This is a genomic window from Bacteroides sp. 90-K9/2, from assembly GCF_047310725.1.
In the GTDB taxonomy this organism is placed as follows: Bacteria; Bacteroidota; Bacteroidia; order Bacteroidales; family Bacteroidaceae; genus Bacteroides; species Bacteroides vicugnae.
This window is the reverse complement of record NZ_JBCGVL010000009.1, coordinates 180,053-200,603: the sequence shown is the minus strand read 5'-3', so window position 1 is coordinate 200,603 and position 20,551 is coordinate 180,053. Positions and strand designations below refer to the sequence as shown.

General features: G+C 40.5%; 11 protein-coding genes. 1 reads left to right on the top strand and 10 read right to left on the bottom strand.

The genetic code is table 11. The annotated features are described in order from the left end of the window. Positions 1–22 precede the first annotated feature (22 nt). From AAHJ11_RS18595 to AAHJ11_RS18575, 5 genes are all read right to left on the bottom strand, one after another. A complete protein-coding gene (locus tag AAHJ11_RS18595; protein WP_148367156.1) occupies positions 23–1,021 on the bottom strand; it encodes a family 43 glycosylhydrolase in 999 nt (332 codons plus the stop codon). Positions 1,022–1,052: 31 nt separating this feature from the next. Continuing rightward, positions 1,053–2,708: a RagB/SusD family nutrient uptake outer membrane protein gene (locus AAHJ11_RS18590; RefSeq protein WP_148367155.1), complete on the bottom strand. Its 1,656-nt coding sequence runs from the start codon at positions 2,706–2,708 to the stop codon at positions 1,053–1,055. 10 nt (positions 2,709–2,718) lie between these two features. Then, positions 2,719–6,084, bottom strand: coding sequence for a SusC/RagA family TonB-linked outer membrane protein (locus tag AAHJ11_RS18585; RefSeq protein ID WP_148367154.1), 3,366 nt, complete (start codon positions 6,082–6,084; stop codon positions 2,719–2,721). 267 nt (positions 6,085–6,351) lie between these two features. Continuing rightward, positions 6,352–7,365 (bottom strand): FecR family protein, encoded by a 1,014-nt coding sequence (locus tag AAHJ11_RS18580; protein ID WP_148367153.1) that lies wholly within the window; start codon positions 7,363–7,365, stop codon positions 6,352–6,354. 71 nt (positions 7,366–7,436) lie between these two features. After that, complete coding sequence (locus AAHJ11_RS18575) at positions 7,437–8,027, bottom strand: RNA polymerase sigma-70 factor (protein ID WP_004307060.1); 591 nt, start codon at positions 8,025–8,027, stop codon at positions 7,437–7,439. Between the two features lie 189 nt (positions 8,028–8,216). On the opposite strand from AAHJ11_RS18575, the gene AAHJ11_RS18570 reads away from it, so the two are divergent. After that, the gene (locus tag AAHJ11_RS18570) at positions 8,217–9,731 is read left to right on the top strand and encodes an SLC13 family permease (protein WP_195650393.1); all 1,515 of its coding nucleotides are present in this window, start codon (positions 8,217–8,219) and stop codon (positions 9,729–9,731) included. A 62-nt stretch (positions 9,732–9,793) separates the two neighbouring features. Here the strand turns inward: AAHJ11_RS18570 and AAHJ11_RS18565 are convergent, their stop codons facing one another. The 5 genes from AAHJ11_RS18565 to AAHJ11_RS18545 form a co-directional block, all read right to left on the bottom strand. Further along, complete coding sequence (locus AAHJ11_RS18565) at positions 9,794–13,822, bottom strand: two-component regulator propeller domain-containing protein (RefSeq protein ID WP_320975203.1); 4,029 nt, start codon at positions 13,820–13,822, stop codon at positions 9,794–9,796. A gap of 248 nt (positions 13,823–14,070) precedes the next feature. Next, positions 14,071–16,596 carry a family 20 glycosylhydrolase gene (locus AAHJ11_RS18560; protein ID WP_297284896.1) on the bottom strand — a complete coding sequence of 842 codons (2,526 nt, stop codon included), beginning with the start codon at positions 16,594–16,596 and terminating at the stop codon, positions 14,071–14,073. A gap of 7 nt (positions 16,597–16,603) precedes the next feature. Further along, positions 16,604–17,677: a cellulase family glycosylhydrolase gene (locus AAHJ11_RS18555; protein WP_195650396.1), complete on the bottom strand. Its 1,074-nt coding sequence runs from the start codon at positions 17,675–17,677 to the stop codon at positions 16,604–16,606. Between the two features lie 38 nt (positions 17,678–17,715). Further along, positions 17,716–19,239: an IPT/TIG domain-containing protein gene (locus AAHJ11_RS18550; protein ID WP_297284897.1), complete on the bottom strand. Its 1,524-nt coding sequence runs from the start codon at positions 19,237–19,239 to the stop codon at positions 17,716–17,718. A gap of 12 nt (positions 19,240–19,251) precedes the next feature. Further along, the gene (locus AAHJ11_RS18545; RefSeq protein WP_297284898.1) at positions 19,252–20,538 is read right to left on the bottom strand and encodes a family 43 glycosylhydrolase; all 1,287 of its coding nucleotides are present in this window, start codon (positions 20,536–20,538) and stop codon (positions 19,252–19,254) included. Positions 20,539–20,551: the final 13 nt, after the last annotated feature.

The following is a 20,551-nucleotide window of genomic DNA, read 5'->3' as shown; positions in this document are numbered from 1 at the left end:
CAGTCATATTAAGATTATACATTTATTTTTTATATGCTTTCAGCAGAGCCTGATAAACTGTTTCGTTCACCTTTACAATGCAGCCGTGTCGTGCGCCGGGCCTGTCCGTACCATCCTTTACATTAGGTCCGGAGAAAGTACGCTCTTTCCATGGGCCGTCCATAGAGGTCGACTGAAACAAATGATACCCATAAGGTTTGGCTGCATAAGATTCCGCATAAATAAACCAACCGCTATGATTCGGCCGTTCGATAAAAATAGGTGCTTCACGCATCATATCATTCGGAGTGACAGGTGCTCCCGGATTGGTATAAGGACCAGTCAGATTGGAAGAGGTGGCAATACGGACTGTTTTCCCTGTTTCCGGGGCAACAGCCGGATCGCGTTCGTCTTTCATAATCGCATAATAAACACCGTTTACTTTACAGATAATAGCATCGATAATAGCCATATTCTCATCCGTACCGGTAAAATTGAATAATTTCTGTGGTTCCGTATAGGTCTCGAAATCCTTTGTCAACACATAGAGAGTGCGCATACTGTCCCAATCGTCCTTATCCGGGTCGTTGCAGGCATGCCAGCTTATAATATACTGTTCGCTATCCTTGTCATAAAACATTTTGGGTGCTCCCCAATAATAGGTAGTATAGAATCCCTGTGCATTGCTACGATTAAAAATCATTTCATTCAACTGGGTAGATGTCCATGTCACCAGATTTTCCGAACGCCACAAAGCCAGCGGATTGACTGCAATCATATAGAAAGCTCCGTCATGTCCCTGACAAATATCAGGATGTCCAATGTAAGCGCTATTGATGATCCGGCCTTTATTCAGTGTTTCCCAGTTGATGCCATCCCGGGAAACAGCATAATACAACTTTCCATAATTCGCATTAGTCATGTGAGCGAACAAATATCCGCCATCAGTTTCCACCGGAATTTCTTCTCTGCCTGTTTCTGCATCATCCGAACACGACCAACTCATTAAAGACAATAATAGACCAATTATATAGTAACTCATACGTTTCATATCTTTTATTCAGTTAATAGGTTTAATTTATACTTTGCTGCGCTTTGCTCTTATCCTCCGCCCAACCCGGACGTTCCCAAGTCTGCTTCAGCTCTTTTCCATAAGAAATGGCCTGTTCGACTGCATAGTTAGGAATCGGCATGTATTGATGCGTCGGCATTATGCCTTTCGCCTTATACATTTCTTGCGCGTATTTATTAAAGCGGATCAAGTCAATCTTTCGATAACCTTCATAGAAAAACTCATGTCCCCGCTCTATCAGAATAGCGTTCAAAAAAGCGTCTTTTGTATTGGTTGTCACACTCGGCAAGTCCGACAGCCCGGCTCTTTTTCTCACCTGATTCACCGCATTTATAGCAGCTACGGAAGGTACAGTTCCTGTTTTGCGCACTTCTGCCTCTGCATACATCAATAATACATCGGCCCATCTTGCCAAAGGAATATCGGTACCCTGGAAAGTAGTCATCGTCTCCTGCGGAAATTTATTTATAATATATCCGTTCCATCTCACTCCCAGATTATCTTTGTTGATAACGACACCATTCTTATCCTTATAACTGGTTACAATGGTCTTCAGACGACCGTCGTTGCTTTCGAAAGCATCGTAGTATTTTTTATCCATACTGAAAGCCTGGAGCCATCCGCCTCCCATTGGAAAAGGATCCCCTTTTGCCACATCAGAAGGTAAAGCCCACATCAGGAAAGGATTCGCATTTCCATGTTTCGGGTTACCATCGGCAGCCGGGCTACAGCTGACAGCCATAATCATTTCTTTATTGAATTTATTGGCATTCTTAAACAGGTCAACGTACGGAGTACTTCCGGTTTTAAACAAATCATATTTGCCCGTATTGAGTTCATTATACATATCAATCGCTCTCTGATAATAACCTTCCATGTGTTCACCCTCGTTCAGACAGTGTTTCATCAGGCAGAAACGGGCATAGTCACGCGTATAGCGTCCCAAATCCGGGGCTACTTCGGGAGCATTCTTTGCGGCAAATTCCAGATCATCCGTAATCCATTGAGTCATTTCATCCAAAGAAGGACGCACGGTATTCGACAACGCTTCCGGATCAATTACTTTTTCGGGATCCAGGATTACCGGTACGGGACCGTAAACATGCAACAGGAAGTACATCATTAATCCACGACACAAGCGTGCTTCTCCAAGTAAATTATTCTTCTTTTCTTCCGTAAGAGCAGTCAGGGGAGCTTTTTCCAACGTTCCAATCACTTCAGTCATACGGGTTACCTGGGCTGTTTTCGGGAAATGATTCAAGTTGCCACCGTCGTCTACATTTCCGCGCCAGTAATAAAAGCAATTACTATAATCTCCTTTACTAAGGCGTTCCCAGTCTGCACCTACTGTGGTAGCAGGCGCACATATATCAGAAGCAGAATCAAACATACGCACCGCTCCTCCAGACTGTATATGAATACCATGTTGCAAACCACCCGAACCCATATCATACGTCCAAACCGTAGTATAAGGCAGGTAGCAAACCATCATATAGGAAACATACTCCTGCTCTGTGGAAGGATATTCTCCCTGCAACAAAGCTCCGTAAATATAAGGATCAAAATTATTCTCACAACTACCGAATAAGAGTTGCAAGGAAACAAGCATCGGTAAAAAGAACTTCTTTTTCATACGACATAATTTGTTAGATTTCATAGCTTGAAGTTTAGAAGGTTAATTTTGCACCTATTGAATAAACTCTCATTTGAGGATATTGTCCTCCGGTCAGATTCGAAGAGGAAGTGTTGATTTCAGGGTCATATCCTTTGTATTTGGTAAAGGTCAAAGGATTCTGAAAGTCGACAAACACACGTATTCCTCTAATATACCCTTTAAATACGGATAATTCTTTGGGACCCAGGTTATATCCCAGTGTAATGTTTCTCACACGTATATAAGAGGCATTTTCTCTTGTATAATCAAAGCCCAGATTTTCGGGTAAAGCCACTGATTTACTGATTGCAATACCCGGGAAATGTCCGTTCGTGTTTGTCTGGGTATTCCAGATGTTATAAGAATAGATACCCACATTGTGCGCATCCACTCCCCTGGAGAGATTTCCGGCATCTGCACTATAACTATATGCGTCATTCCATTTCTTTACACCTAGTTGTCCGTACATAAATATATCCAGATCAAAGTTTTTCCATGTAAACGTATTGCCAAAACCAAAATACAATTTTGGAAGCATGTTATCCATGTAAGAGTCATTCACGTCAATGATTCCATCACCGTTTTTATCTTCGACAATAGGATAACCCGGCATACAGGCGGCAGGTCCCAATGAACGTTGCGATTCGGGCATATTACTCTTATCCACATCGATAATACCGGTCGTTTTATAATAATAGAATGCATTCATCGGTTCATTTTTCCTTTTCTGATATTTCTGATAATCATAGTTAGGCATACGTTCGATCCATACTGCATTGTAATGGGACATCGTAATTTGAGAGGTCCATTTAAATTCATGTGTCTGGAGATTCAATGAGTTCAGGCTTACATCTACTCCGGTACGTTTATAATGCCCTCCATTGATAGGACGTGTTCCGTGCATTCCCAATAATTCTGTCGGTGCTGTTCCCAACAAATGGGTTACGTCGTTACGGAATACGTCTACACTACCCCAGATTCGATCTCTAAAAATAGAAAAATCCAATCCGATATTTTTCATGACTGTCTTTTGCCAGGTGACATCTTCATAGTTAGCGCCGGACAATATGTAGGGAATGTAAGTTACCGAATTATTATTGAATTGAACATCCTCGCGGGTTGTCGTTACAATACCGTATAGTGTTGTACCCAGGTTATCGCTACCTGTTTCACCGTAACTGGCTCTTAATTTCAACATATTAATCCAGGAGATATTCTTTATAAATGATTCTTCGTTCATCTTCCATGCAAGAGAAACAGATGGAAAGAGGGCGTATTTCTTACTGGGAAAGAATTTATCCGTACCGTCACGACGCAATGAAGCGGATACTACATAGCGTCCGAATAAGTCGAAACTTCCTCTGACAAACTGTGATCTCTTTTCATTCTTATATTTATAGGAAGTCGGATAGAAAGGACCGTCTGCCATACCTACGCTACTTCCCTGTATATGGTCATTGGCATTTTCATAAGATATATCCGAACCATCGCCACTATCAAGATAACGTCCCATACCGGCCATCAAATTCATATCCAATAACTCTCCAAATTTATGTTGGAATGTTAATGTACCTTCGAGAGTGCTTTGCTGCCTTTTTCCATATCCTAAGTTTCCTCTGGATTTACGTTGCAATGCGTAGTAAATATCAGAAGGAATGTAAGAATCACGAGAAGTATTTTCCTTGTTCAAGCCATACAATACTTTGGCTGAAAGCATATTCTTGATAATATCGACATCCAGTGAGAAGTTCATGTAGTAACCATTTTGCTCGGATTTGTCATTAATATCTTGCATGGAAACGGGATTAGGCGTCCGGCTGAATACATTATATTGTCCTTCGGCATCGTACACGGGAAGATAAGAGGGATAGAAGATTGCTCCGAAAAGTGCTCCGGCTCCCTGATCTCTTAAGTTTCCGACATCTCCGCCGACAGTAGAGTTCGTGTAATTATTCTGATTCAAGTTGACAATTGTTGTCAGTTTCAGGAAATTAGTCAGCTGGGATGTGATGTTTGTACGCAGGGAGTATCGCTCCATATCCGAATTATAAACGGTAGCGTCTTCTTTATAGTAGTTAACGCCCAGATAGTATTTAAACTTTTCCGAACCACCGCTAATCGTCAGATTATGATTGGTCACTGCACCTGTTTTCAGTACCTTGTCCAGCCAATCCGTAGTCGGGGCATTGGCTATTTGTGTCGGTGTAAAGATAGGTGTCCATTTATCGTCATAAGCGGCGTTTCCATAAGGATACTGACCTTTGTCATATAAATAATTCTCTTTACTGAACACATTCACCATATTCATCAGTTCGGGTCCGCTCAATACATCCAGGTAAGGATAATGTTTTTGCACGGAATAGCTTCCTTCATACACGATGGTCGGTTTTCCCTCTTTTCCTTTTTTGGTTGTCACCAGAATAACACCATCCGCTGCTCCGATACCATAAATTGCTGCAGAAGCATCCTTCAGGATTTCAATGGATTCAATATCATTGGGGTTTAATCCGGCCAGTCCGGCACGATTGACGGAAGAAGGAAGTGACGTACTTCCCGTGCCGACTTCAAAAGAGCCGCTAGGCATAACTACTCCATCCACCACATAAATCGGTGTACCACCTCCACGAATGGAGATATTAATACCTCCTCCCGGCTGGGGACTGGCAACGGTTGCCTGCAAACCGGCAGCACGTCCCAGCAACATTCCGGAGATATTGCTAGTAGCCGCTTTGGATATTTTTTCTGTTTTTACGGTAGCGATAGAAGTAGTCAGGTTTTTACGGGAGGTTGTACCATACCCCACCACTACCACCTCGTCCAATATTTGCTGATTTTCAGCCAAGGTGACAGATAAAGATACCCGGTCGCCCACCTTTACTTCCTGTGTCTGATAACCGATATAGGAGACTTCCAATACAGCTCCCGGTGACACTTCCAGAGAGAAGTTAGCATCCAAATCAGATGCGGTTCCGTTGGTTGTTCCTTTTTCCTTGATGGTAGCACCGATGATCGGTTCACCGTTGGCATCGCTCACTGTACCTGTGACTTTACGCCTTTTAGTGTCTTTAGAGGTATTCTGCCGCGCTTGCCCTTTTTGGACAATAATATTCTTGCCCTTTACCTCATAAACAACTTCTTGCCCGTACAATATCTGATCGATAGCTTCATTCAATTGTTTTGCCTTTACACTTACAATCTTCCTGGTATCCAGGTCCCCCACTTTATATACGAAAGAATATCCGCTTTTATTCTTCAATTGCGTCATTGCTTCTTTCACTGAAACATTATTCATTTTCAATGAAACGGCCTGGGCTAGCATTGCTATGTTAAGGCAAAAGAGAGCCACGACCATTAATATGGCCTTCTTCCTGTAATTCATAAAATAAACAAATTATTTAATTAAAACTTGAATAACTCGTTTTAAAAGAGATGTATTTTGCTAACTTTGCATAATCTCTTTTGAAAACATGCTCACGTTTGAAAGTTGTTGAAGAAGAGATTCAGGAGCCGGAAGATGTTCGAGATCTTCCGGTTTTTATTTTTCTCTCCTTATCATTCACTAAAGACTATTCAGTATTATTTCCTTTACTCATATTCTTCAATTATAAGGTTAAACAATCATAGTATTATAATCTCTGGTAACTGGTTAATAGATAGTTATATTGCGCTCTTCAATTTTATATTGCATTTTCTCTGTAGATGCCAACGCATCCAACACTTCCTGAATACTTTGTTCCCGACGGACGAAGTTTCCGTAGAACCGGAATTTATTTAATGAATCATTAGCTATGTGGATATTCACATTGTAGCTACGTTCCAATTCTTTCACGATGTCGGGCAAAAGTTCTTCATCAAAAAACAGATAGCCATCCGTCCATTGGGAGGCATTGGAAGCTGTGACAGTTTCTACGGTCATCAATCCGTTCGCTTTGTTTAATATCGCTCTCTCGTCGGGTGCAAGGAAAGCTTCTTTCTCTTTTTTCAGTAAATTACTTAATTCTACTTTCCCTTCCAACAAGGATACTACTACTTCATGATCTTCCGGATAATCGCGGAAATTAAATTTTGTTCCCAATACCTGCAATTGTAAATCTTTAGTCTTTACAAAGAAAGGGAGTTTCTCATTCCGTTGGACTTCAAAATATCCCTCGCCTTCTAATTCTACTTTACGGTTATCTACTCCGAAGCCTTGTGAGTAGGTCATTCGTGAACCGGCATTCAACCAAACCAATGTACCATCAGGCAAATAGAGTTTCGTTCTTGATCCTAAAGGAGCCTCTACGGATATATCTGCAAAAGTGTCTTTTACATTCACTCCTCCCTGCCAATATGAGAAGCATCCTACTGCAAGTATGACTGCGATAATCGCGGCATAACGCCACAACGCCGACAAACGGAATTCCTGGCGAGGAGCTTTCTCCACTTGCTTCCGGCTCCCGATACGATTCTTAAAGGTATCGAATGCCTTGTCTTTATTGTATTTCGACGCGGCTTCACGGCTCACGGCAGAGAACCAGACTTCCCGTTGCTGAATAAAATAATCCTCATTTTCAGGTGATGCAGCTATCCATGCTTTTAGTTCGGCTAAAGCATTTTTGTCCAAACCTTCGGTCAGATAGGTTGCAATCAATTCATCAATATGTTTCTTTTCTTCTTCCATTTTTCTGCGTTCTATAAAGGAGACAGTAGATTTTTAATTGAGGGTAGTCTAAAAATGACTTTTTTTCGTTTTTACCCGAAAAAAAATAAAAGTAGAGTAATCAGATATTTACTTAGATTCGTTTGTAAAGATGCTAATGCATTCTTTATATGATACTTAACCGTATTGACAGAGATGCCTAACTCTTGAGAAATTTCTTCGTATGATTTTCCTTCAAAACGGCTTTTATCGAACACGCGACGACATTCGTTCGGCAATTTATCAATGGCTTTATATATTTCCTCTTCCAGTTCACGCTCCAGCAATGTCCCCAACGGATGCGAATCGGATATCGTCATTTTATCGTCTGTTATCTCATCGGGCATTAGAGATGAAAACGCAATCTCTCGCTTTTCCCATTCTGAATTAAGATAGTTGATACAACGATTACGGACGGCTCTCAACAAATAGCTACGGATGGAAACGGAAATCTCCAGCGTTTCACGAATCTCCCATAAATGAAAAATAGTATCTCCGACGATGGTTTCCGCGAGGAATTGATCTTTTACATAGCCATTCGCGACATGACACAGCAGAGCATAGTGACGGTCATAGATGTATTGATAAGCATCTTCATTGCCTGTCTTCAACTGCTCCACTATTAAAGTTTCAGTATGCTCCATGGATGTATTAGTCAAGTTAATGGCACAAATTTAGAGAATTTGTCCTAATTAACCTAATATCTATATTAATATCTCCAAAGACACTTTAGCTAGAAAAAATAAAGAAAAAAAATCATCTCCTAATAACTAAATATGGAATAAAAAGTTATTTTTGCACCGTTTTTTTAAATTTTATCTTAACCTAGTATTATGTACAAAATTTTTCACGGCTTCCATCTAGTAGAGGCTTATCAGGATTTGAAAAAAGCCAAACGGTTGGCAAAAAATCAGACAGTAACCCGATGCATTAAGTTAACCGTAGCTATTACCCTCTCCCTTATTTTATGGCTCCTCCCTATTGACACATTTGGAATAGAAGGATTAACCGTCATAGAACAAAGACTTATTTCCATCTTTATTTTTGCCACACTGATGTGGGTATTCGAAGCTGTCCCTGCATGGACAACTTCCGTATTGATTGTTGTATTACTATTACTCACCGTTTCCGACAGTAGCTTATGGTTCCTCACACAAAATATTTCAGCTGATAAGTTAGGGCAGACAGTCAAGTATAAATCCATTATGCACTGCTTTGCCGATCCTATCATTATGCTATTTATAGGTGGGTTCATACTTGCCATCGCAGCAACCAAAAGCGGACTGGACGTATTGTTGGCACGCGTCATGTTGCGACCTTTCGGAACACAGTCACGCTATGTACTATTAGGATTCATTCTCGTTACAGCAGCCTTTTCAATGTTCCTTAGCAATACGGCTACAGCTGCCATGATGCTCACTTTCCTTACTCCTGTGTTAAAAGCACTGCCAGCAGACGGTAAAGGAAAAATAGGTCTGGCCATGGCTATTCCTGTAGCTGCCAATGTAGGCGGTATGGGAACTCCTATCGGCACTCCACCCAACGCCATTGCTTTAAAATACCTGAATGACCCGGAAGGGCTAAACTTAAACATCGGTTTCGGAGAGTGGATGAGTTTTATGTTGCCTTATACCATTATTGTATTATTTATTGCGTGGTTTATTCTCTTAAGATTATTCCCTTTTAAACAAAAAAATATCGAATTACAAATTGAAGGTGAAGCAAAAAAAGACTGGCGTTCCATTGTGGTTTATATCACTTTTGCTATCACTGTCGTCCTATGGATGTTTGACAAAGTGACAGGAGTGAATTCCAATGTAGTAGCCATGATTCCGGTAGCCGTATTCTGTATAACAGGGGTTATCACCAAACGTGACCTGGAAGAAATCAGTTGGAGTGTGCTCTGGATGGTAGCCGGTGGATTCGCACTGGGTGTTGCCTTACAGGAAACAGGACTGGCCAAACATATGATTGAAGCTATCCCCTTCAACACATGGCCTCCTGTACTAATGATTGTCGGCTCCGGACTGATTTGTTATGCCATGGCAAACTTCATCTCACATACGGCTACTGCGGCATTGCTCGTCCCTATTCTTGCTATTGCAGGAAGCAGCATGCGCGAAAACCTGTCTTCATTAGGTGGGGTAGAAACTTTATTGATCGGGGTAGCAATCGGATCATCATTAGCAATGATATTACCCATCAGTACCCCTCCCAACGCACTGGCACATGCCACGGGTATGATTCAGCAAAAAGATATGGAAAAAGTCGGCATAATTATGGGAATCATCGGACTAATACTGGGATATACCATGCTGATTATACTTGGCTCCAACAAATTACTATAAATAATTCCTTTCCCATAAAGACAAGCCCTGTGAGAAGAAAACATTCTTACAGGGCTTTTTGGTTAATCTGTCTCGTTTCGAAAATTGGTCGTCGAAGAAGCTCCCTCCTTTCCCGACTCTGCATACTTGCTTGGGCTTACATCGTAATACTTCTTAAATACCTCCCGGAAGTATTTCACATCCGAGAATCCAACAATATCAGAAACCTCCGTTACTGTATGTTCACCCTGTTTTAACAACTGTGCAGCATGTTGCAAACGTATCATCCGGATATAATCAGCCGGAGCATAACCGGTCAACGCTTTTAATTTATTAAAGAAACTTGTACGACTCATATGATGATGACTGCTAAGCATCTCCACATTAAAGCCCGGATCTCCCATGTTCTTCTCTATACATTCCTTAACTGAAGCTATAAATTTCCAATCCAAGGTATTAGCGCAATTAGCTGGTAAATCCTTCTCTTCATCTTCAATACTATTATAAACTTGACGGAGCAATGCACGATTCGCAAGTATGTTTTTAATAGTAACCTTAAGTATTCCCACACTAAAAGGTTTGGTGATATAAGCATCTGCTCCGATTTCCAGTCCTCCGAGTATATCTTTTTCATCCCCTAGTGCGGTCAGCAAAATGACTGGAATATGGGACATCTCAATATCACTCTTTATAGTTGAACATAGCTCATCCCCACTCATTTCGGGCATCATTATATCAGATATGACGAGATCCGGATTAAATTCCCGTATAATGACAAGTGCATCCTTTCCATTGGAACAAGACTGAACGTAATAACTTACGGCAAGCATATCAACAAGATAATTGCGCAAATCATCATTATCTTCCACTACCAAAACACGTTGCGAAGAATTGTTCATCTGTGGAGATTTCATGACCGGCAAATCCGGAGCCTCACCCGACATGGTAACTTCCGGACATTCATCCACCTCTTTAGGGGAAATGAATTTAGCCTTATGGAAATGTTTATTTCCTTTCAGAAAAGTTATCCGGACACAAGTACCCTGTTGTTCGGCACTTTGAATCTGAATCTTTCCCTTATGCAACCGGACCAGTTTATATACTAACATAAGTCCGATTCCACTACCCGTTACTTTCAGATTGACAACATTGCTACCTCTAAAATAGTTCCTGAATAATTTCTTCTGCTCACATGAAGGAATACCAATTCCTGTATCTTTCACTTCGATACTCCAAGTGGTTCCTTCCTCGTAAGCACAAATACACACACTGCCATTTTCCGGCGTGTATTTCAATGCATTGGACAAAATATTTTTTAGAATAGATCCCATCTTGTCACTATCAAACCACACATTTAAATAGTCAAAGTTACTTTCATAAACAAATTTGATATGTTTCATTTCGGCATATTTGCGGAAAGTAGCGCAAACATCATTCATATAAGAGTTCAGCTCATACTCTGATACATAAAGGGTAGAAGAGTAAATATCTATCCGCTCAAAGTTTATCAGGTTGGTCGTCAGTTGAAGCAATGTATTCACATTCCTAAGAGCCATATTTATATGAGGTAATGCCTTATCAGTCACCATATGATTTTCTACAACTTCCTCCAACGGTGCTTTTATCAATGTAAGCGGTGTACGTATGTCATGGGCCGTATTAATAAAGAACCGTGTTTTCTCATCCGATATCTTCTTTTGTTTGTGCAACATGATAATACGGAATATGATAATCATAACCAACACCAATAGAATTGCATACCCCACCATGGCCCACATACTGGCCCATACCGGAGGTGTAATAATGATCTGAATGCTCCTCGTCTCATAAGTCTTATATTTCTCCTCATTGGATATGGCACGAATTTGTAAAGTATAACTGCCGGGAGGCAAATTTCTGACAAGAATCCGGTTATCGTGGCTCGGACGGCTCCATTCTTTATGATAACCGTCAATTTTCCATGAATAAAGAATATTGGACGGATAATCATAATTAATAGAAGCTACATCAAGAGAGAAAGTATTCTGTCCGTAGGCTAATTCAAGCTGCTCGGTTTCGTCAATATCCTGCTTTAAGGGAGATCCGTCATCACCCGGATAAACAGGGTGATAGGCTATCATAAAATCACGCAGCAACAGACGTGAATAATGCGGCTCCGGTATCTGTATGTCTGTCGGGAACCTGATAGCACCGTCATTACCGCCAAAAACAAGCGTACTACTACTGTAAGCGGTGGCAGAGCCTGCATTAAAATTGACACTCATCAACCCCTGCTCCCGCGTCCAGTTGCGGAAGGAGTGTTCATTGGGTGAATAGATTGTAATACCGTTCTCCGTTCCCATCAGGAGGCTGCCGTCCTGACGTGGAAGAATCGTATAAATATTGTCGGAAATCAGCGCACAGTTGTCAGCCCGATACTGATGAATAAATTTCCCTTCATTGCTATCATAAACTAGAAGTCCGGCTCCACGGGTACCAATATACAGGATGCCGTTTTCCCTCTGGTATAATGCACATATGTAAAGAGACTCAATAGGCAAGTCAATATATTGGTAAACTCCAGATTTCTTATCAAGCTGATAAAGCCCCATTCTCGTACCAATCCACATCTGCCGGGCATCTTTCTCCAGAATGGTGGTGATGGAACTTACCCCCGGATACAAACGCACACTTTTAGTCTCAAGATTGATACGTTTTAAATTATAATATCCACCGGACCAAATATCACCGTTCGAATCCTTTTTAATATCAAAAATATATTGGTCGGGGCGTATTCCTGCAATAGAAGCAGGAGAAAAACAACTTATTTTAAACCCTTTTTTTTCTATCTTATAAATATTGGAGGTAAAACCACCAGCCCATATCACACCGGGAGAGACTTCACACAGTGCTAAGAAGATGTGATTCTCATCATCCGGTACCGGATCAAAAGAACTAAAAAAGGAGTGCCACTCTTTTGTACCGGTCTGATAGAGACTGATACCGTTACTGGTAGCAAACCAAAGATCGCCGTCACTATCCTCCATCACGTCATGAACCTGATCGTTCACCAGTGACCGGTTGTTTCCGAGAGAATGTTTTATCAGGTCGTAACTCTGATAACGGTTATTACGGATTGTAATACCAGTGGGATAATTAGCAAGCCAGATACGCTCTTCTTCATCCACATAAATGTCATTGATATTGTTTCCATTCATCCCATTATAGCTACTATAATCAGCCGTTATATATGGTTCACTCAGGCAGGTATTCACATCTAATTTATATACACCTTTTCCACCTGTAGCCACTAGCAATTCATGAGCATTCAATGAAACAATCCGGTTAATCTCTACATTGTTTGGTGAATGACAGGAAGTGATTTTTCCCGATTCCCCCATATCATACACAAGTATTCCGTCTTTATAGCCTCCTATAAACAATTGTTTTGAAATAGCGTGATAATAGAGTTCATGTACCGGTGTAACTATACTTTCCACGACTTCATCGGAAACCAACTTCAGTTTCCCCTCTTCTACTCCAACATGAAACAGACCGCTTCCCGTACCGATAAAGAAATGGTTGCCCTCCGTCTGTTCGATGGCAGTTATTTCCCCGTGGACCGACATTACCATATCCTGCGTTGTGCCAGTACGGATATTATACCAAGTAATGGTGTCTTTATAACACAACCAGACATGGTCATTTTTATCCAGATAACCGTAATTAAGAAATGCCTGAGACTTATTTCTAATCAGCTTCGGATGTATGTAGGCCAGCTCGAATTTATCATGTTGTGAATCATACCTGAAAATACGCCCTTTTTGACCAATCACCCATAACCTATCCTTTCTGTCCATATAAAGCCAGCTCAAGGCAATCCGCGAGTCCAACTTCATGCTGTTGTCGGAAAAGGTGTAATGCTTGATATGTTTGCCGTCATAACGGTCTACCCCTTCCTGAGTCAAGAACCACATATACCCTCTTCGGTCTTTCTGGATATGGTATATTTTCTGATTGTTCAAACCATCTTCCAGCCCTATGTACTTATAAATCTGCCCCTTGCTTACAGTACCATTAATGAGAAGGATTATAAACAACAAATACCTTCTCATTTTTATAAAACTATCCATGCCTTTCACAAATATTCCAAAAACTCCCTGCAAAAATATGAAAAAATTAATAAAAACACAATATGATAAATGTATTTATATTTCAACTGATAATTAAATTAATCCTCATGTATACAGGTGGAGTTTATTGAACAGTGTAAAGAAGAACCTGAAATTTATATCGTTTTCAATATTCCTAAAGTTTCCAAAACACACAAAATAAATAGAAAGCTATCCTAATATTATTAAAATAGCCTTCTATTCAGATATCATTTATTTATCAATACAATTGTTACGCTTTCTTTCCCTAAACAAAAAGCTTTAGCCTTTATCAATGGAGCATCGCATTTTATCGGTTCTTTCCATACTACAGAATTTTCATTAGGCTCATTACCGTCAGTGGTATACCGGATTACCACATTTGGATTGGTTGTATTAGCCAGTAATAATCCATCTCTTACAATAATACCGGGAGGAGATATCCGGAAATTAATTCCCCGCTTTGCCAGACGAGGCAATTCATAATTTACAATACCGGCATTATATTTCCGTTTGGCATCCATATATATCTTGTTGTCCGAAGATAATGCCCACGATGGTTGAGCATTCCAAGCGCGCTCTGCCAGCCCGAAGACTTTCGGGAAAAGAAAATATTCTATCTGTTCAAAACTACGGATTGTCTCCGACCAGATTTGTCCGGACAAACCTTTAATATTCTGACAGCCTTCTTTTGTCAAGGGTTGTTTACCGTTTGAGGCAGTTTTTACATCCACAGGTTCACCCTTCAAATTCCGCCGTAAAGACTTATAAATATCAAAAGGCAACATATCAAACGTTACATACTCATCTACGTAACCGCCCCAACGCAATCCCGGCTCTTCCACATGATAACAATAGGCCATATCCAAATAGAAATTACCCACATTACAGAGTATAATAGGATAGCCCGCATTTGCTAACTTATACGGAACTTCATCCCCACCCTGTTCCGGAATTGTATTCCAGCAATAATTCAAGACCTTACTATTTCTGAAGTGTTCGTTCACGGTGTTATCCGGATTCATAACAATATCCTGCCATCCAACCGCCTGTATATTACGTTTATCCAACATTTCCAGAATTTGCTCCAGAAAATAATCTTTCAAATCCCGTATCTTAGTCAGTCCATGTTCTTTCATAAAAGTACGGCAGATAGCGGAACCTTCCCAAATACCTTCCGGCACTTCATCACCACCTACATGGAAAGCAGGCAATTCTACTCCCGCATCCTGATACATCCGCCCGATTTCATCAATCACTTTTTCAAGAAAACGGTATGTAGAAGGCATTGCGACATTAATGACATTATCTGTGAAATTTTGTGCCGATAGATATTGGGAAGTATCTGCAAAGTCAATCAAAAGATATTCTTCCGCTTTCGACTGATCCTTACCCATATATTTCCGGTGACGGGCATTCATGGCTTTTATTGCTGCCCGTGAATGGCCGGGAATATCTATTTCAGGAATAATCCTGATATGCCTTTCTTTTGCATATTTCAAAATATCCATAAAGTCACTGCGGGAATAATACCCATTAGCCAATGAGGTGGTATCTGCCTCATTCCATCCCCAGGCATATGCAGGATAAAGACATGTCTGTTCATCTGTGGTATGTCCTCTGAGAGAAGCTGTTGCTGTCAATTCCTCCAATCCGGGTATTTCCACACGCCAAGCCTCATCATCACTCAAATGCAGGTGCAGTACATTCATTTTATAGAATGACAATATATCTATCAGTTTCAGTAAATCCGTCTTCTTTGTAAAATTGCGGGCTACATCCAGCATGATTCCCCGATGTCCCATGTCCGGATAATCGGTAATATGAAGATTAGGAAGCGGAGAGGAAGCTAGTTTCATGTTATCCAATAAAGCAACCAATGTCTGGCCAGCATTAAATATGCCATGCGCATCATTAGCTTTCAAAGTCAGCAGATTATTCTTTATCACAATTTCGTAATACTCATCGGGATACTGGCAGGTGGCAGGAAGCTCTGTTTTCTTCAATTCAATGATTGTTTCTTCACCTTTGTCAGAAACGATACATCCAAACAGTGAAGTCAATTGCTTTTTCAACAAAAGAGCTTCTTCTTTAAATACACCGTCAAACTTCAGACCGACCTTTGGAGAGAAAGTAGAAACACCACCCGTCTTCTCTACTTTTTTAGGAGTAGGAAAGAGAGAAAGCATATCACAATCTACAGGCTTGCTGAAATCATCATTCTGCTTATACAAATAATTTCCATCTGCATAGGGAAAACTGTTCTTCGAACTAATCCATTGAGCATCGGGTCTAAAAAGCCCGATCTCAATCGGAATATTTTGCGGCTGCAACATTTTCCCTTTTTCATCGGTAGCTACAATATAAGCCCCTTCAGGAACCGAAGACACATTAATCACATTTCCTTCACTCATTATAGTAAAAGAGAGTGTTTCACCCGGTGCCAACGCCTGATAGTGTTCAGTAGGATACATTTTATAGTAAGTCGAACCGATACATTCAATTTCCAACGGTGCATTAACAGGTTGTTGATAATAAATTGGCGTCTGATTAAAATAGATCACCCAATTATCAGCCAGAGCTTTATTCCCGTTATTCGTCAAACAGAATGTATTCTTAAAATATCTGGCTTCCACACTATCTTTTTCCAGTTTCCATGTTAAAGAGAGCTGTGAGGAAGGGGGCTGTTTACCAGCCCCACAACCAAACAAGCATATCCCCAACATCATTATCCATATATTCCTCATAGTTATCATAAGGGAATTATTTTGTTAATGAACGAATACATTCCACTTCTTCTATTGAATAAGGTGTCCCATCGCCACGGAAAATATCATGGAACCACAAGGACGGTTCAGCTACGTCAGGCAACGGAGTATCCCATGCAAAGATTGTATTTGTCTTTCCGGCTACAAGTCCCCAGTTGATTGCACCAATATTTTCTTTCTTCAGCATTGGCATGATATCCTGAAAAGTACTGTTTTGAGTACGTGCCATATATTCCGTGCAAATCATCGGACGCCCATATTGCTTCAACGTGTCAATGAGCTGTCGATGCGAATCCAAACCTTCATATGTGTGATAGGTTATCACGTCCGAATTTTCCAACTGAAACTTATTCAAATTAGTCAAACTCATATCCCAGACTCCGGCCGACAAAGGTTGCGACGGGTTAACCGTTCGTCCCCACGTAAATATCTTCTGCAATAACGGCAGACTTCTTTCACCGTATCTATATCCACCCGAACCACCGGGCTCATTATATAGATCCCACAACACAATTCTCTTATCATCTTTAAAGGTGGTAAGAATGTCTTTCACATAATTCTCCAAGACCGGAAGTATCACTGCCGTATCACCTTTATAATACAGATCCCCCGGATCACGCGCCCATCCCGAATTATGTACTCCCGGTTGTGGTTCCGGTTGTTTTCCTGCCTGGTAAGTAGGATTCCAGCAATCATCCAAAAAGACAAAGATGGTAGAGATATGATGCTTATCGGCAATAGTAAGGTATTCATTAAGACGTTTCTTAAAACCTTCCTGATCCGTTTCCCAAACCAGATGGTGCAAATATACACGCATACAATTCATTCCGATGTCTTCTGCCCAGCCTAGTTCACGGTCAATAGTCACCGGATCAAAAGTATCAGCCTGCCACATCTCCAATTGGTTGATTGCCGTGCTCGGAATAAAATCACACCCACGGAGCCATCCCCATTGTTGATACCATTCATTAGCCTGCTCTTTTGTCCAGATTTCACGAACAGAGACTGTTTTCTGACTGCAGGCAATTAACATAATGCCAATAAAAAACGAGAGTAATATCTTTTTCATAATCGAATCAATATTTCAATATTTTATAATCAGAGAGACTACTCAAAGACGGCTTTTCTAATACTAGCATTCCATGTGTCTCCAATATACATAACCCCATTAGCATCCATACATAATCCTGAAGGAGCACATAATTTTGCATCTTTGCCAACACCATTAACAGCGCCAGAACCATTCCCCCCAATGACTGTCGAAACTCCTGTACTATTCACCATACGAATCGCATGATTATCCTGATCGACAATATAGATATTGCCTGCATCGTCCGAGCACATCTGTTCACCTCTCAAGAAACGAGCTTCAGCAAATATACCATCCCAATAACCTGTTTCAACAGAAGTATTCAACCAAGTAACCTCGCCTGTCACAACATCAATATACGCTAACTCAGATGTTGATCTAATTTGCACATACAAATTATTCGTACCGGTCGCAACAGCAAGGGCAGTTGAAAATTCCTGATTACCATGTCGTTCCACTATTCCTATTGTCTTTGCAGTCCATGTTGCAGGATCTATTTCTATAACTGTATTAGTCCACCCTTGACGAGTATATAATTTACCATCTTTGCTAGCTGTCAATCCAACACCCCAATAGCCATCAATACCCGCTTCGACAGCCTTCACCTCAGTCGACCAGTTATTAGTTGGGTCAACTACAATTAGTTGAATAGCTGTACCTCCACATTCAGCTATTGCGTAAAACTTCTTAGAAACATTATCATAAACAACACTCGTAAAGCCATACCCTCCCGCAACACGATCATAGCCAGCGAGAAAAGACACTTCACCTGTTTCCGACAAACGATAAAGTCCCAATTCTGCCGGAATCCGATCATCTGGAAAACGACGTAGAAAGAGAATGTTCTTTCCCGTATTATCAACAGCAATTGCTGAAGGTAATACATCCACTTTCAAATTTTCTATCCACCAGCGCTTCTCATAAACAAAATTATCAGTATAAGCTTCCTCCATTTTATCCAATTTCACACTTATTCTACAAGATTGATTATTCGTAATTTTAGGAACCTTAACCTGTAGTTCCGTATCACTTGCCGAAAGAATCTCTGCAACAGTATTTCCAAAAGAAACATGTAAATTAGCTGCTATATCTCCAAAATTTTCACCTTTGAGTGTCACTATATCACCCTTCCCTCCATTATGTGGTTCAAACTCAGTTAATTTGATGGGTAAAATGATGCCAGATTGGGTAATATTGACTTTTACATTCCGATAATCAGGGGCAGTGAGAGTTATGATCGCTTTCCTCCCTTTCTTTACCGTATTTTCATCTACACTAATAATCAGAACCGATTCAGCTTCTGTCACACTTTTTAAACTAAACCGGCACCAAGCTGTTGCCTCCGCAGGAGATATATCAGCAATAACTCCCAAATTAGAAAACAGAGTTATCTCTTTTGTACTTGCCGCAGCCGTAAACGACTGACTTTGTTCATCTTTATCCAATGCCAAATAAGAAGAAACCTGTTCTTTATCTTCACATCCTGTGAATAATAACATCTGCGCTATTATACACATTCCATATAGAATTATGTACTTCATATTATATCAAGTTTAGTTACTTAATGCCGAGGTAAAATCAATAGATAATTGTCCGTCATTATCAACAATTCTATGTATTGTAAGCCTCTCACTTCCCCCCGGAGTATTAGGAGAGTGATACGAGATACGCAGAACCCCATCAAAATCCCTAAAAATCATAGCATGCCCTCCATTGTCATTCGGATTCAATGGCTGTGGATCTTGTAGCCAAGGTCCTAAAATAGTACCCGATTGAGAACGTGCCACCCCAATGGCATATTGTCCATTCCCATCTTTTCCCAACAAAAAACTAGACCAAAGCATCAAAAGTCCACCATTATTTGCCCTATATAAAAATGGAGCATCTGATACATAATATGAATTTCTTATAACCCAAGGTGCTTCACTCGCCGCAAATAAGGTTACCGGTTCTTCAGCCGCTTCTTTCAAATCTTTTGTTAATTTCTGTGCAACAATTGTTCCGTCTGAAATTTGTGTCCATTCATGGCTAAATACAATCCACGGATCTTTATTCTCATCAACGAAAAGTGCGGCATCCAATGCTTGCCATCCATTAGGGGTAATCGGCCGGTTAACCAATGGAATAAATGGACCTTCCGGTTTATCAGATACCAATACAGATGCTCCCCGTATTCCATCTGTTCCACTAAAAGTAGCAAACATATAATATTTACCTTCATAATAATAAAGATCAGGAGCCCAGAAATCTGCCTTTCCCCAGAAACTTGCTGGTGCTTCGTAGCTGATTCCACCTTTCTGCCAATCACGCAAATTACGACTAATGGCCACAGCTATCTGATTAGCTGCTGTTGGATAAAGCGCATCATCCGCATGAACATGCAAATAATATTTTTTAGATACAGGGTCGGCAAAAATAAACGGATCACGTATACGGAATGAATTATACACTATCGGATAATCTTCCTCTACCGGCGGCACAGGTTCTGAAGATGTGCCTTCCTGCATAATAGTAATATTAACAGGATAATCCTTACCTGCCAGTTGTACAGCAAGTGACACAGAACGCTCTTCCTCACTCTCATTCTCCTTGACTGTTATCAGAAAACTTCCTGTCCCTTCACTTCTACGAGGAGATACTTTAGCCCATGTGCCTATACCTTTATGTACAATTTGCCACGGAGCATTAGATTCAACTATATATTCTTGTTGTCCTCCTTCTGCCCCTACATGCCATTCTAATAATCCATTTTCTATTTTAAAGAAAAAAGACTCTTCTGCATCTTGCTTACATGATGTAAAAAACATCAATGTAGTTAATAAATTTATTATAATAAACATATGTGTTTTCATA

Coding starts and splice junctions, on each gene's coding strand:
- AAHJ11_RS18595 (WP_148367156.1), bottom strand. CDS start 1,021: ATGAGTTACTATATAATTGGTCTATTATTGTCTTTAATGAGTTGGTCG.
- AAHJ11_RS18590 (WP_148367155.1), bottom strand. CDS start 2,708: ATGAAATCTAACAAATTATGTCGTATGAAAAAGAAGTTCTTTTTACCG.
- AAHJ11_RS18585 (WP_148367154.1), bottom strand. CDS start 6,084: ATGAATTACAGGAAGAAGGCCATATTAATGGTCGTGGCTCTCTTTTGC.
- AAHJ11_RS18580 (WP_148367153.1), bottom strand. CDS start 7,365: ATGGAAGAAGAAAAGAAACATATTGATGAATTGATTGCAACCTATCTG.
- AAHJ11_RS18575 (WP_004307060.1), bottom strand. CDS start 8,027: ATGGAGCATACTGAAACTTTAATAGTGGAGCAGTTGAAGACAGGCAAT.
- AAHJ11_RS18570 (WP_195650393.1), top strand. CDS start 8,217: ATGTACAAAATTTTTCACGGCTTCCATCTAGTAGAGGCTTATCAGGAT.
- AAHJ11_RS18565 (WP_320975203.1), bottom strand. CDS start 13,822: ATGGATAGTTTTATAAAAATGAGAAGGTATTTGTTGTTTATAATCCTT.
- AAHJ11_RS18560 (WP_297284896.1), bottom strand. CDS start 16,596: ATGATAACTATGAGGAATATATGGATAATGATGTTGGGGATATGCTTG.
- AAHJ11_RS18555 (WP_195650396.1), bottom strand. CDS start 17,677: ATGAAAAAGATATTACTCTCGTTTTTTATTGGCATTATGTTAATTGCC.
- AAHJ11_RS18550 (WP_297284897.1), bottom strand. CDS start 19,239: ATGAAGTACATAATTCTATATGGAATGTGTATAATAGCGCAGATGTTA.
- AAHJ11_RS18545 (WP_297284898.1), bottom strand. CDS start 20,538: ATGTTTATTATAATAAATTTATTAACTACATTGATGTTTTTTACATCA.